We start from the raw sequence: 13,772 nt of genomic DNA, 5'->3' as shown, positions 1-13,772 counted from the left end.
CGGCAGAAGCCGGGCCGCACCCGGGTTCAGGGTGCGGCCGGCCTCGCTCAGTTGCTGCCACCACCTGTGGACAGGTTGGACATGACGCTCACATTGGCTTGGGTCACGCTGCCTACGCCGGCGTTCTGGGCAAACGCACCCACACCGGTGAAGTTGGCCGAGCCTCCAGAAATCTCGTTGCCGGCACGAGCCTCTGTGTAAGAGCCGCCACCAATAGCGTCTCCATAGGTCACGTTGGTTCCACTGACAGTGCCGTCGAGCTCGGCATCGTTCATGAACACCTCCAGCGACACGTTCAGCTCAGTCGTGCTGCTGTCTGAGTTGTCGCTGTTATCGGTGTTATAGGAACCAGCAGCATTAGTGGAGTTGTTTGAACTGTCACTGTTGCCGCTATCTGCTGTGTTGAATGAATCGTTAGTGCTGTTGTTCGAGTTGTCCGAATTATCGGAGTTGTCCGAATTGTCCGAATTGTCGGAGTTATCGGAGTTGTCCGAATTATCGGAGTTATCGTTACCGCTATCAGCAATCTTGAACGAGTCATTCACACTGGTGCTGTTATCGGAATTGTCGGAGTTGTCCGAGTTGTCCGAGTTGTCCGAGTTGTCCGAGTTGTCTGAATTGTCAGAGTTATCGGAGTTGTCCGATGCATCAGTATTGCCGCTGTCGGCAATCTTGAAGGCATCGTTCAGGCTGGTGCTGTTGTCCGAGCTGTCGGAGTTATCCGAATTATCGGAGTTGTCCGAATTGTCAGAGTTGTCGGACATGTCATTGCCACTGTCAGCAATCTTGAACGCGTCGTTCAAATTGGCGCTGTTGTCCGAGCTGTCAGTGTTGGTGGAATTATCATTTCCAGAATTGTTATTGGCGGTCGATGTGTTATCCGCATTAGTGTTCGGGCTTCCATCTCCCCCCTGGTCGTCCTCTGCCAATGCCGCTCCTGAGATACCCAGGCCCACGGCGATAGCAATCGCTAGCATGCTTCTTTTGGTGTTCATAACGTCAATTCCTTTGAGGTTGTTGGCTTATCAGGGAGCCTGCCCAGACCCGCTAGCCTTCGGGTACATCCGTGATTCAGGCCCACGGCTATTACCAGAGCGATTCCCGTGCCAGATCTCAAAGAAAAACTGCAGATGGTTGTTTTTATTGTCTATTTACATTTAGTCCCGCAATTTGGGCCCCACCCGTACTTGGCTAACTGTTTCAAAGCTGAAACAGGGAAAACCGTGGCTTTTGGTGTCCATTTGCCTTTTGTTTTAAAAATCATTCAGATGCGCAGAAAAGAAAGTGTTAAAAATCCCAGCCCATAAAAAAACCCCGCCGATGGCGGGGCTCTTTTATCACTCCCGGGCAACCCCCGGGAGCAATGACAACCAGACCGTTCGATTAACCGAACTGGTTCATGGTGTTGTCTTTACCACCGGCCTTCAGCGCGGCTTCACCAGCGAAGAATTCCTTGTGGTCGTCACCGATGTTGGAACCAGCCATATCCTGGTGCTTAACGGTGGCGATACCCTGACGGATTTCCTTGCGCTGAACACCGGCAACGTAGGCCAGCATGCCTTCGTCACCGAAGTAGCCTTTGGCCAGGTTGTCGGTAGACAGAGCCGCGGTGTGGTAGGTCGGCAGGGTGATCAGGTGGTGGAAGATCCCGGCTTCGCGTGAACCATCACGCTGGAAGTTACGGCACCACTCGTCAGCCAGCTGACCCAGCTCGGTGTTGTCGTACTCTTCGCTCATCAGCTTGGCGCGATCGTACGCAGATACGTCCTTGCCTTCTTCCTTCCATGCGTCGAATACCTGCTGACGGAAGTTCAGAGTCCAGTTGAAGGACGGGCTGTTGTTGTAGACCAGCTTGGCGTCGGGAACCACTTCCTTGATGCGGTTAACCATGGCAGCGATCTGGCCAACGTGGGGCTTCTCGGTTTCGATCCACAGCAGGTCTGCACCGTTCTGCAGGCTAGTGATACAGTCCAGGATAACACGGTCTTCACCAGTGCCCGGTTTGAACTGGAACAGGCCAGAGGCCAGGCGCTTCGGACGAACCAGCTGACCGTTCTGCTTGATCACAACGTCGCCGTTGTTAATGTCTTCAGCCTTCTCGATAACTTCACCATCGATGAAGCTATTGTACTGGTCGCCCAGATCGCCCGGCTCGTCGGTGACGGCGATTTTCTGGGTCAGGCCTGCGCCCAGGGAGTCGGTACGGGCCACGATAACCCCGTCATCAACACCCAGTTCCAGGAACGCCAGACGAACGGCATTGATCTTGGACAGGAAGTCAGCGTGCGGCACGGTAACCTTGCCATCCTGGTGACCACACTGCTTCTCATCAGACACCTGGTTTTCGATCTGGATGCAGCAGGCACCGGCTTCGATCATCTTCTTGGCCAGCAGGTAGGTCGCTTCAGCGTTACCAAAACCGGCGTCGATGTCGGCAATGATCGGCACTATGTGAGTCTCGTGGTTGTCGATCTGCTTGATCAGCTCTTCAGCCTTGGCGTTGTCGCCAGCGTTCTCGGCTTCTTCCAGGGCACGGAACAGGTGGTTCAGTTCCCAGGCATCCGCCTGGCGCAGGAAGGTGTACAGCTCTTCGATCAGACCGGATACAGCCGTCTTCTCGTGCATGGACTGGTCAGGCAGCGGGCCAAACTCGGAACGCAGGGCGGCAACCATCCAGCCAGACAGGTACAGGTAGCGGCGCTTGGTAGTGCCGAAGTGCTTCTTGATGGACAGCATCTTCTGTTGGCCGATAAATCCGTGCCAGCAACCCAGGGACTGCGTGTACTGGGAAGTGTCGTTGTCGTAGTTCGCCATGTCTTCGCGCATGATCTTGGCGGTGTACTTGGCGATGTCCAGACCAGTCTTGAACTTGTTCTGGGCGCGCATGCGAGCGGCGTGCTTCGGGTTGATGGCATTCCAGGTCGGATTCTGCTTCAGGATGGAAGCAATCTGGTCAACGTCTTGTGCGTAGGGCATGGTCTCAATCCTTTCTACGTTGGTTTTCTAAGTCGATGCGGAGAAGCATACTGCGACATCCGGAGCCAACAACCTGCTCACTTTTTGAGCTAGGCGCTGACGTTGACGGTTACTTTAGTGCTTTCAAATTTATAATTGAAATTTATATAATCTATTTTCGGCATTTTTCTGATGAATGACGAAAAGGCGCAGGTTTTGAGTTGGATCAACACAGGAACAGTGGCTATTGTTACTGTTATCGACGAGCACTTCCTACCGGAACCCACCAGGCGCAAACAGTGTTCTATCTGCGAGCTTTCAGCCATTCCCTTGTGCATGCCCTGAAGAATCTGTTTCCGATCATCGCCGTTGTTGTCTTCTTCCAGCTCGTGATTCTCCAGCAGATACCGGAGAACACCCTCATGATGGCAGCAGGTTTGCTGATTGTGGCGGTGGGCGTTGCCCTGTTTCTTCAGGGTCTTGAACTCAGCATTTTTCCGGTCGGAAAAAGCCTGTCCAATCAGTTTGCCAGAAAGGGATCGGTACCGGTTCTGCTATCGTTCGGCTTCGCCATGGGTTTTTCAGCAGTAGTGGCAGAGCCGGCACTGATTGCCGTGGCGCAGCAGGCGGAAGAAATCAGTGAAGGCAAGATCAAGGCCCTGACGCTCAGGATACTGGTAGCCGTCTCTGTCGGGCTGGTGGTTGCCCTGGGCGTGTTCCGGACCATCTTCGGTTACCCGCTGCACTGGTTCATGATCATCGGCTATATCGTTGTGGTGATCATCACCTGGTTCGCACCACCGGAGATAGTTGGCCTGGCTTATGATTCCGGCGGCGTCACCACCAATATCGTCACCGTGCCTCTCATTGCGGCCCTGGGCATCGGCCTGGCGGCCTCCATTCGAGGTCGCAATCCGTTACTCGACGGCTTCGGCCTGGTGGCACTCGCCGTAATGGTCCCCATGATCACCGTTCAGCTGTACGGGATTGTGGTGTATTCCGGTGAAACCTCAGATCCGACGGGGCTGCCAATCCTGACCCAGAATGGAACAGCCGATCAAACCCCGGTTCTGCTGGGCATGCTGCTCGATCTTGCCGGAATGCTCCGGGATGTCCTGCCAATCATCATTACCATCCTGTTTTTTCAATACCTGATACTGCGCCGTGGGCTGACCAATCCCCGCAAGATCCTGTTCGGATTTGCCCTGGTGGTGCTGGGGCTATATGCCTTCGTGGTCGGTCTGAAACTCGGCTTGTTTCCAATTGGCACCAGTATGGCCCGGCAGCTGATGAGCATGGAGGGCTTCGTGTTCGTCTATCTCTTCGCGTTCATGATCGGCTTTGCCACCACCATGGCCGAACCAGCATTGATCGCCATCGGACACCAGGCAGAACAGGCAGCGGCCGGCACCATTAATGGCAATGCCATCCGAATCATAGTGGCCATCGGGGTCGCCGTGGGGATCACCCTTGGGGTCCACCGGATTATCAGTGGCGATTCAATTCACCATTACATCATTGGCGGCTATATTCTGGTCATCATCCTGACCGCGCTGGCCCCCAGGTACATCATACCCCTGGCGTACGATCTCGGCGGGGTAACCACCTCAGAGGTTACCGTGCCGTTGGTGACCGCGCTTGGTATTGGCCTGGCCAGTAGTATTGAAGGCCGCAACGTGCTGATCGACGGTTTCGGCCTGATCGCCTTCGCCTCCATCTTTCCGATTGTGACGGTGATGAGCTACGCCATCATCGTTGAAATGCTTGCAAAGCAGAGGAAAACAGACTCATGAAATTTTCGGTACTGGTTGCAATCGTTCCCGAGGATCAGGAGCAGGAATGCGTTGATGCCGCAAGGGATCTTGGCGCCGGTGGCATTACGGTGCTTTCCGGTCGAGGCATCAGTAACACCGCCAAGAAAACATTCTTCGGCCTGACCTACGATGGCAGCCAGAGCGTTCTGCTGATGGTGCTGGAGAAGGGCCTTTCGCTCGATATTCTGAAGGCCATCCAGAGGATTCTGATGCCAGACCATAACGACTCAAAGGGGCTTGTGTTCACGCTTCCCCTCGAACACCTGGGCGGGATCGATATGTCACAGGTCGCGAAGTTCGAACAACACCTGAAAGATTCACTGTAACCGGAGAACAGCCATGAAACTGGTCAAAGATGTGATGGTGCGGGACGTAATAACCATCTCTCCGTTTGCCAGCATCCGTGAGGCGCTATCAAAGATGAAGCAGCATTCTTTGAAGTCTCTGGTGGTGGAAAAGACAAGCGAGCACGATGCCTGGGGGCTGATTACCTATACCAATGTACTGAAAACCGTCATCGCCGAAGACGGCGATATAGATCTTCTGAATGTTTACGACGCCTGTGCCAAGCCTGTGATCAGCGTCGGTGAGAACCTGAACGTCCGACATGCGGCGAGCCTGATGAGCAAATACCGGGTAAAGCGTCTTCTGGTTTTGGCCGACAATGATCTCAAAGGCTTCGTGGTCATGGACGACATCATGGCGGCCCTGCTCGACAGCATCGACTGATGATTAATCAGGTCAGGCACAGCACCACCAGTCGGTCGCCCGGCTGCAGCTCCAGATAGTCCTTCCGGGACGGATTCAGTTGCAGGTGGCGACCACGTTCATCGGCGCTGTGGCGAAACACACCCAGAGCCAACTCGCCCTCCGCCGCCACGGTCTTTTCCAGAACCTGAAAGGTTGCACTGGCCGGCAACGGGTAATCCGCGGGGTCCCGGAACTGGATCTCGGCACCGCCCACGGTGAACAGCTCATCCAACACGATTCGAAGCTCCCGCCGCAAGGCCACCTGGGCCAGAACATGACTCAGAATCATGGGGCTGATCATCATTTCGCTCTGATGCCCATCCAACAGGTGCCGGTTGTCAGGGTCGCTCAACTCCATGATCAGTTGGGGCCTCCGGGCAAAATCGGCCAGGATATCTTCAAGCTGGAGGTAACCTACCATCGCCCGAGCATCGGCCTCTTCGCCTGAGGCCAGTCGATCACTGCTAAGCAGGATCACGGTATCGTAGCCCGCCGGCCCGATCCGGCGCAGCTCGCCTTCCACCATGTAATCCGCCTCGATATGCCGACAGGTCAGGCGTTCAGAATTCTCCACGTACCGGGCTATGGCCTGTTCCCGCTCGGCTCTCGGAACCACGGAAACCAGGTCCACTTCAAAATGGCGGTGTCCGTAGCTCAGAAACTCCGCGATCAGGCTGGGCACCCGCCGGTTCCAGCCCAACACCAGAACCCGGTGGTTCGCCTGATCGGCAGGCCGGTCGACGCGCACCGCTTGTCCTCTCTCCAGCTCTGGCAAGGTTGCCTTTTTGGGATCGGGTTCGGTCTCGGAATAGTCCCGGGCCATGATGACGACCCGATCGGCCGGATCAATTCGCGAGTCTGAAGGTGTCAGCAGCTGGACGTCCCAGCCTGCATCGCGGTGTTTCAGAAGCCCCAGCACGATAACCTCGGGCCGGGCCGCGGCCAGCTCACCAAGCGTCATTCCGCCCAGCGATTCTCCGCCCCGGATATAGATTTCGTTGCCCTCACCGGCCGTGAGCAACTCGTTGTAAACTTCCGACAGCCCGGGATGAAGAATGTTCTGAACCATGAGACGACTGATGGTGGCATCGCCGGCCACGACTTCCACCGCGCCGGGATAGGCCCGTTCAATCACCGGCAGCTTTCGGACGTCCTGGATCTCAGCCACGACGAACGGCAGGGAAGCCTGAAAGTGCCTGGCCTGGGCGGCAATGGAAAGCAGTGCCTTAACGGTTTCCACATCCGACGTCACCAGGCTGCCGGCCTCATGGGCTGCGCTGGGAACGATCACGGCCGCTGCATCCAGGCAGGCCACCCGGTGCAGGGCATCCGGCTGTATCGCCGATCCTGAACGCAGGATGATCTGGCGGGCTCTGCGCCCGATACCCGGCTCACTGCGCAGCTCATGCACCTGGGCCGCAGAAGCCTCCTCCGACAACACCACCAGGTTCAGCTTCTGGGCATCGTGCTTCTCCAGGAAACGGCGCATCCGGCCACTGGAGCCCAGCAATTCAGAGAGTAGCGGCAGGGTCTGGCTGGTCCAGCCCAGTACCACCACATGATTTTTAAGAGTCACCGGCGTGAGACCGCGCTCAAGGTCCGCCATTTTGGCAATCAACCACCGTGTCAGGATGGCCACCAGGGTACCCATGAACACCACATAGCCACTGACCGTGAGCAGGGTGGACACAAAACGTTGCCAGGTACCGACATCGTCTCCCAGGTAACCGGGATCGGTCAGCCGTAAGAAGGCCCACCAGATGGCTGATCCCACGTTCTCGAATGACTCCCCCAGTGGCACCACCAGCAGACCTCCGATAAGGGAGATCAGCGCAATAAAGGCAGCAACCACCAGCAACTGGAAACCGGCACCCTTGACCAGCTGTCGCTCAACAATGAATTTGATTCGGTCAACAATCCGGAAAGGGAGCATGCGGGGTCCTGTGTCGGGCCATCAAAGATACCGCAAGCATAGCTGATAGAAGGCTGAAAACAGCAATCTTTCCGGGATGTCAGGGCTTGTGCATTAGCTGACCAGATTGAGGGCTTCGTGCAGGGAAGGACAGAACCGGCTCACACCATCGATGGGTTTTACGCCCGCTCGGGCTAATGTCCGCAGCGGCTGAAACTGCAGGTCTGCAATGACCACCTCGGTGCCGTCCTTCTGGCAGGTGGCAATCAGTTTGTTAAGCGCTGACAGGCCACCGGCATCAAGGATGGTGACGCCGTCCATGTAGAGAATGAAGCCGCGGGCATTGCTGGACAGCTCCGCGAGTTCGCCGAATATTCGGTCTGCTGCGGCGAAAAACAGAGGCCCGTTGATTTTGAAGACCCGCCAGCCGTCGGGCAGATCCGAGCTTATGATGCGTTTGTCATGGGTGATATCCGTTACCCGGGTCATCTGTGCCATCTCACGCATGAACAGTACGGCCGCCAGCAGGATACCGGTGGTTATTGCAATAACCATATCCAGGATCACTGTCAGTGAAAAACAGGTCAGGAAAACCAGAATGTCACTGCGCGGAGCTGTTTTCAGCAAATGTAACGCTTTGGGGGCCTCACTCATGTTCCAGGCCACCATGACCAGTAAGGCTGCCATGGCAGGCATGGGCAGATACGCAAGGACACCTGCCAGGGACACCAGGGCCAACAGCACCACCAGGGCATGAACCATTCCGGCCACGGGCGACTCCGCACCAGCCCGATAGTTCGCAGCGGAGCGGGCAATAGCCGCCGTTGCGGTGATACCCCCGAAAAACGGGACAATGATGTTACCCAGGCCCTGCCCCATCAGCTCACTGTTGGCGCTGTGCCGCTTACCCGTCATGCCATCCAGAACCACCGCACAGAGCAAGGATTCAATGGCACCGAGCATGGCAATGGCGAACGCTGAGGGCAGCAGTTCCCTTACCATATTCCAGGACAACCCAAGCGGTTCGCCACTGGCGTTGGCCTGATGCCAAGGCCAGGAAAACTCCGGCAGAAAAGGCGGAATTCCAGCTCCCCGGGTACCATCCGGCAGCAAGTAACTGAATCGGGAACCTATGGTCTCTATGGAGGCTCCATGCGCATTGAACCAGAGTGCCAGAAGGCTGCCCACCACGACAGCCGGGAGGTGAGCTGGCACAGGTGTCTTCAGCCGTGGCCAGAGCAGCATAACCATGAATGTTGCAGCGGCCACCAGTGTACTGACTGCATCAAGTGCTGGCATACCCTGGACCAGCACAGCAATCTTGTCCCAGTATTGCTCCGGCATGGCTTCCAGCTGCAGACCGAAGAAATCCTTTATCTGCAAGGTGGCAATCACTACAGCGATTCCCCCGGTAAATCCCAGGGTTACCGATTCGGGAATGTATTCAATGAAGCGTCCCAGCCGCATCAGAGCCATAATTATCAGCAGGATGCCCGACATCAGGGTGGCAAGCAGGAGGCCACCGAGTCCGTAGCTCTGGGCAATGGGGTACAGGATCACAACGAAGGCCGCAGTCGGGCCGGAGATGCTGAAACGGCTGCCCCCCGTGAGCGCAATGACAAAGCCGGCAATGAAGGCCGTGTACAAACCGTATTGCGGCGCCACGCCGCTGGCGATGGCTAATGCCATGGCCAGCGGAATGGCAATAATACCAACCGTAACGCCGGCCATGACATCGTGCAGGAAGCGACCACGACTGTACCGTTCATCCAGGCAGGCCTCGCGAAAGGCATGGGCAAACCGGAGCGAAAAGAGGTAGGCACGATGGGGCATGAATGTCCAACCTGTTGCAGAGCGTTAAGTTACATTATATGGTCATCCAATAAGTATTCAATGTTAATATGGTTAACATAAATCATCACCGACAAGAGCCCGGAACACGCCATGGAAAACCGCACTGCACGACTGACACTGCTGATTGACCCGGAAAAAAAAGCGGTCTTTGAAGCCCTGTGCAAAGAGGAAGACGTTACACCGTCCCAGAAAGTTCGCCAGTTTATTCGGGAATATGTCGAGGAAAGACTGGGAACAGACTGGCGGGGAAAAACAAAGCAACAACCATAACCCAGATGCTTTCGTATACTCCGGCTATGAAAACAGTATCCATTGCCCTGACATTCGCAACACTGACCACCCTCGGTGGATGTATGACCATCACCCCAGCAACGGCCCCGGTTACACCACCGGAGACCCAGTACGATGCCCGGATAGTTGAGGCATCTACTGGCAGGCAGCTCTCTATCGAAGCGCTCGCGGACCAGCTCGTCACAACGGACGTGGTCGTGGTTGGCGAGTATCACGGCCACCACGGCTCCCACCTGCTCCAGTCACAGCTCCAGCGGGCACTGTTCCAGCTCCGGCCGAAGCAGGTACTGACAATGGAGCAGTTCGACCTTGCCCATCAAGCGGAACTGGACCTCTACATGGCCGGGAAAACCGGCGAGACCGAAATGATAGAGGACGCCGGAGCCTGGGATAATTATCGGGCGTCGTACCGGCCCCTGGTGGAGTTTGCCAGGACACACAAGGTTCCTCTGGTTGCCGCCAATGCCCCGGCGCAGATCGTAAGGTGCGTTGGCCGCATGGGGCCGGCCTACCTCGATAAACTCGGCGCCGGCATTCGCGCCCGACTACCCGAACAGCCTTTCATCGATACCCCGGGCTACAGCGAGAAATTCGTGCAAGCGATCACCGGCAGCCATGGCACCGGTGACCCGGCCATAAGCGAACGCATGAATAACACTTACCGGGCTCAGCTCCTGCGCGACAACACCATGGCAGCCCGAATTCTGGAGGCTCGCGAAACGCACCCGGGGCACCAGATTCTTCACCTGACCGGCACCTTTCACAGCGAAGGCCGGCTGGGCACGGTGGCGCTGCTGACACGGCGGGCCCCGGACCTCTCGGTGGCGGTTATAACACCGGCATTCTGGACGACAAGCGACAAAGGCATACCGCTGGAAGACCGTCGCGGGGAAGGCGACTACCTCTACTTCATTCAGCCACTGCCAGACGAGTATCGCGATGAAGAGCGGGAACGCGAGGCAATGAAGGCCCGCTTCAGTCGCCCTGCAACGCAAAACTGCGACTGATACGACCCCCTCCTTTGCTCAGCCGTTGCAGCCAGCCAACGGTGTACGTTCCAGAGCTTCTTTAAAAACGTTCAGGTCCGAACCGCTGTACAGCACCATCCGGATTTTCCGGACCGACTGGAGAGCCGTTAGTTTTTCGCTGATCGCAGCCATGGCCACAGTCGCGGCTTCGCGCACCGGGTAGCCGAAAACCCCGGTGGAAATAGCCGGAAAGGCTATGGATGACAGCTGGTATTGCTCTGCCAGTGCCAGGGCATTCCGGTAACAGTCAGCCAGCAGCTGGTCAGAAGGTTCGTCAACCCCGTAGACCGGACCAAGACAATGAATGATGTATCGGTTCGGCATGTCATGCCCAGAGCTGATAACCGCTTGCCCCGGTTCTATCGGCGCCAGACCCTGGCATTCCAAAGCAAGCCCGGGGCCAGCGGCGTCATGAATGGCGCCGGCAACTCCGCTACCAGGCATCAGCCGGGCATTGGCTGCATTGACCACCGCATCCATATCCGGCTGCGCGGCGATGTTGCCCTGAACACACTCAACTTTCACATCTGTCATCATTATTTCCTTTTAGCCCTCATCCTGAGACGCTAATCTTGCCTTTGCTGTTCAGGATAGCAGCCTCTGCACTCGCAGCACTGTTTGGATGACTGAAGGAAACCGTCATGAAAGTACTCGCCGCCCTGATTCTCGGAATTAGCGCTATTGTCTCCGCATCCCTGATTGGCGACGGACTGACCGACCTTCGCACAGGCGACCGCTATGTCACCGTCAAAGGTGTTGCTGAGCGGGAGGTCAATGCAGATCTCGCCTTGTGGCCCATTCGTTTTGTCGCGACCGGCGAGACCCTGGGCAAAGCTCAGGAAAAAGCTCGGCGCAGCCGCGAGGCGATCATGGCATTCCTGAACCTCCAGGCCATCAACGAAACCGCGGTTGAACTGCAGCGACTGGACGTCACCGACACTCGCGCCAACCCTTATCAGGGCAACAACGGCGAGCAGAAATTCATCATCAATCAGACGCTGATGGTTCGCAGTGAGGAGATCGACAAGATCCGGCAGGCTGCCCAGGGTGTCAGCGAACTGGTGGATTCCGGCGTGGTGCTATCGTCTGACTATGGCCCCGCAGGCCCTACGTACGTGTTCAACGGGCTGAATGCAATCAAGCCAGCCATGATTGCTGAAGCAACGGCATCGGCACGGGAGGCGGCCGCTCAGTTTGCCAAGGACGCCAATGCCGAACTGGGCGGCCTGCGCCGGGCCAATCAGGGCGTCTTCCAGATTCTGGCCCGGGATCAGGCACCCGGCGTCATGGAAGGACAGCAACCGACCAAGACCGTTCGGGTCGTCTCAACCATTGACTACTATCTCCGGTAGTCAGCCCGGTTACTGGGTCTCAACCATCTCGTCGGTGACCTGGTACTCGCCGCCCAGCCAGCGCAGGATCTCGTTTGCAGCAGGGTGGTCAAACGCGTCATAGGTGTGCTGGAGGCTTTGCCGCTTTTCATCACTGATGCGACTCAGCCCAGCGTCCTGAAGCACCAGCAGGTCTGCGAGCAACTGAGCTGCCAGGTCCCGCCCCAGAACCTCCCGGGCCGCATGGCGAAACGCCTGGCCGTACTGGTACTGCGGTCCGAGGCGATAGGACTCGGCCAGGGTAATGGCAGGAATCGCTGTTAACGTCGGCTGTAACGCGGGATTGATGCCATGGCCGGCAATATGAGCCGCATTCGCGGCCGACCTGCCAGTAAATGCCCGCAGGTGCAGGTGCTGTGACATCCGGTCTCCGTCATTGACCGGGTAGTTATCCCAGAGAACCGGCTTACGCCCCAGCAAGTCCCCTACTCGTTTGAGATGGCCCGGGGAAATTTCCCGGGAACAGACCTCCTCGCCGGTCCAGAACACATTGACGGAGTGGTCCAGTTTGCGACCGAGCGCCTCCAGGTAATCTGCCGGTCGCTCGCCGAACACCCGGTCCAGTACCGGATCGTCGGAATAGTAACTTGGGCAGACACTCAGCTGTTTCGCGGAGGTGCGCTCCTTGATCCAGTGCACGATCTCAACCTGGGTTTCTGCCAGATCCGGCGTATCCGAGCGCATGTCGTCGAACAGAATCGCGAGCTCGTCAATGCCGATCCGGTCAAGCCATGCCAGCTTGTCCGCCAGCGCTGCCCGTGCGTCGTCATCAAAGTGATTAAAAATCTCGAACGGACTCAATCCAATGCCGAAGCGTAAACCCTCCGTCCGGCAGAAACGGGCAAAATCCGCCAACTCCGCAGCCACTGCCGGCGGATGAGGCTCCTGCCAGCGCCGGCGCAGAAACACGTCTGCCTTGGGTGCATAAAGATAAAAACCGTAACCGTGAGCAGCCAGGGAGCGCACAAGTTGCCGACGCTCCTGCCAGTTCCACATGGGCCCGTAAAATCCCTCGATGATCCCCAGCATGGTCATCATGACCTCACTTTCCGTTAACAGGAACTTTGATAATAACCGACCTGATACATCCGTGTAATCAGCGAAGGCCTCGCGGAAAGCTGCAACGAGACAATTGGCAACAATATTGACTAGACTGGTCATTAAACCAATTCATAAAAACAACGGACTTCAGGAGCCTGCCATGGAAATAAAAACCTTTGAAGATCTCATCGACTGGACGCGCCAGTTACACGCCCATCTTGCCAAATGCCTCCATGAATCCGCAGCAAAGAACACCAACGAGCGGGCGAGCGCTCTTCTCGACTATGTCAGCAGTCATGAAAGCCTTCTGGAAAAAGCGGTGGCCGAGTTCGAGAAACAGGCCGACCCCAGAGCCATGCAAACTCGACTTTACGATTACGCCAATCACAAGCCGATCGAAAGAAACCGAACTTGTGATACTCATTACGCGGATCTTGATTTTGAAGGTATTGAGCGGGAAATTTTCGATTTTCATGACCAGGTCATGGATCTTTATGATGCCCTGATCGGCAAAGCCGAAATCCCCGAAGCAAAAAGCTTGCTGGAGGACCTGAAAGCTCTGGAGGAGCACGAAGCGATGCGCCTGGCTCGCCAGATCGGCCGGATGGACGACGTTTAACACCTACGACCTAGGTCGTAGATGAAAGTGTTTTTCATTCCGTTTACTACCGATAATTGCTACCTTGGGCTAGCGTTAAGAGTTGACCCTTCCCCACTGGAAGACACTCTAAAATAC

14 protein-coding genes are annotated in these 13,772 nt (G+C 56.5%); 8 read left to right on the top strand and 6 right to left on the bottom strand.

Features of this window, described 5'->3' with window-relative positions; genetic code table 11:
* Nucleotides 1-47 precede the first annotated feature (47 nt).
* Nucleotides 48-995 (bottom strand): hypothetical protein, encoded by a 948-nt coding sequence (locus BKP64_RS17520; RefSeq protein WP_070972957.1) that lies wholly within the window; start codon nucleotides 993-995, stop codon nucleotides 48-50.
* Nucleotides 996-1,103: 108 nt separating this feature from the next.
* Between BKP64_RS17520 and BKP64_RS19350 the strand changes: the two genes are divergently transcribed.
* Nucleotides 1,104-1,307, top strand: coding sequence for a hypothetical protein (locus BKP64_RS19350; RefSeq protein WP_157755439.1), 204 nt, complete (start codon nucleotides 1,104-1,106; stop codon nucleotides 1,305-1,307).
* A 76-nt stretch (nucleotides 1,308-1,383) separates the two neighbouring features.
* Here the strand turns inward: BKP64_RS19350 and BKP64_RS17515 are convergent, their stop codons facing one another.
* On the bottom strand, nucleotides 1,384-2,976 hold the full coding sequence (locus BKP64_RS17515; RefSeq protein ID WP_070972955.1) for an isocitrate lyase: 1,593 nt from the start codon (nucleotides 2,974-2,976) through the stop codon (nucleotides 1,384-1,386).
* 278 nt (nucleotides 2,977-3,254) lie between these two features.
* Here BKP64_RS17515 and BKP64_RS17510 point away from each other — a divergent pair, with 278 nt between their 5' ends.
* The 3 genes from BKP64_RS17510 to BKP64_RS17500 are packed head-to-tail and all read left to right on the top strand — an operon-like array spanning nucleotide 3,255 to nucleotide 5,498.
* On the top strand, nucleotides 3,255-4,748 hold the full coding sequence (locus BKP64_RS17510) for a DUF1538 domain-containing protein (protein ID WP_070972953.1): 1,494 nt from the start codon (nucleotides 3,255-3,257) through the stop codon (nucleotides 4,746-4,748).
* Nucleotides 4,745-5,095: a transcriptional regulator gene (locus BKP64_RS17505; protein ID WP_070972951.1), complete on the top strand. Its 351-nt coding sequence runs from the start codon at nucleotides 4,745-4,747 to the stop codon at nucleotides 5,093-5,095. The genes BKP64_RS17510 and BKP64_RS17505 overlap by 4 nt, the downstream gene beginning before the upstream one ends.
* A 13-nt stretch (nucleotides 5,096-5,108) precedes the next feature.
* Entirely contained in the window at nucleotides 5,109-5,498 is a 390-nt protein-coding gene (locus BKP64_RS17500; RefSeq protein ID WP_069182034.1) for a CBS domain-containing protein, read from the top strand.
* A gap of 7 nt (nucleotides 5,499-5,505) precedes the next feature.
* Here BKP64_RS17500 and BKP64_RS17495 read toward each other — a convergent pair whose 3' ends face one another.
* Together BKP64_RS17495 and dauA are read right to left on the bottom strand one after the other, a co-directional pair.
* Nucleotides 5,506-7,452 (bottom strand): CASTOR/POLLUX-related putative ion channel, encoded by a 1,947-nt coding sequence (locus BKP64_RS17495; RefSeq protein ID WP_070972949.1) that lies wholly within the window; start codon nucleotides 7,450-7,452, stop codon nucleotides 5,506-5,508.
* A gap of 93 nt (nucleotides 7,453-7,545) precedes the next feature.
* The gene (dauA, locus tag BKP64_RS17490) at nucleotides 7,546-9,264 is read right to left on the bottom strand and encodes a C4-dicarboxylic acid transporter DauA (protein ID WP_070972947.1); all 1,719 of its coding nucleotides are present in this window, start codon (nucleotides 9,262-9,264) and stop codon (nucleotides 7,546-7,548) included.
* A 111-nt stretch (nucleotides 9,265-9,375) separates the two neighbouring features.
* Between dauA and BKP64_RS17485 the strand changes: the two genes are divergently transcribed.
* Both BKP64_RS17485 and BKP64_RS17480 read left to right on the top strand, forming a co-directional pair.
* A complete protein-coding gene (locus tag BKP64_RS17485) occupies nucleotides 9,376-9,555 on the top strand; it encodes a CopG family transcriptional regulator (protein ID WP_070972945.1) in 180 nt (59 codons plus the stop codon).
* Between the two features lie 83 nt (nucleotides 9,556-9,638).
* Nucleotides 9,639-10,583, top strand: a complete 945-nt coding sequence (locus tag BKP64_RS17480) for a ChaN family lipoprotein (RefSeq protein ID WP_070973759.1) — start codon at nucleotides 9,639-9,641, stop codon at nucleotides 10,581-10,583.
* Nucleotides 10,584-10,601: 18 nt separating this feature from the next.
* On the opposite strand, the gene BKP64_RS17475 is transcribed toward BKP64_RS17480, so the two are convergent.
* Complete coding sequence (locus BKP64_RS17475; protein ID WP_070972943.1) at nucleotides 10,602-11,138, bottom strand: macro domain-containing protein; 537 nt, start codon at nucleotides 11,136-11,138, stop codon at nucleotides 10,602-10,604.
* Between the two features lie 107 nt (nucleotides 11,139-11,245).
* Between BKP64_RS17475 and BKP64_RS17470 the strand changes: the two genes are divergently transcribed.
* Nucleotides 11,246-11,956 carry an SIMPL domain-containing protein gene (locus BKP64_RS17470; protein ID WP_070972941.1) on the top strand — a complete coding sequence of 237 codons (711 nt, stop codon included), beginning with the start codon at nucleotides 11,246-11,248 and terminating at the stop codon, nucleotides 11,954-11,956.
* A 9-nt stretch (nucleotides 11,957-11,965) separates the two neighbouring features.
* Here the strand turns inward: BKP64_RS17470 and BKP64_RS17465 are convergent, their stop codons facing one another.
* Nucleotides 11,966-13,033, bottom strand: coding sequence for a beta-N-acetylglucosaminidase domain-containing protein (locus BKP64_RS17465; protein WP_070972939.1), 1,068 nt, complete (start codon nucleotides 13,031-13,033; stop codon nucleotides 11,966-11,968).
* Nucleotides 13,034-13,196: 163 nt separating this feature from the next.
* Here BKP64_RS17465 and BKP64_RS17460 point away from each other — a divergent pair, with 163 nt between their 5' ends.
* Nucleotides 13,197-13,655, top strand: a complete 459-nt coding sequence (locus tag BKP64_RS17460) for an ATPase (RefSeq protein WP_070972937.1) — start codon at nucleotides 13,197-13,199, stop codon at nucleotides 13,653-13,655.
* Nucleotides 13,656-13,772 lie beyond the last annotated feature (117 nt).

The sequence above is a fragment of the Marinobacter salinus genome, from assembly GCF_001854125.1.
Classification (GTDB): domain Bacteria; phylum Pseudomonadota; class Gammaproteobacteria; order Pseudomonadales; family Oleiphilaceae; genus Marinobacter; species Marinobacter salinus.
Note: the sequence above shows the minus strand (reverse complement) of the source record. Positions and strands in the feature narration are given on the sequence as shown.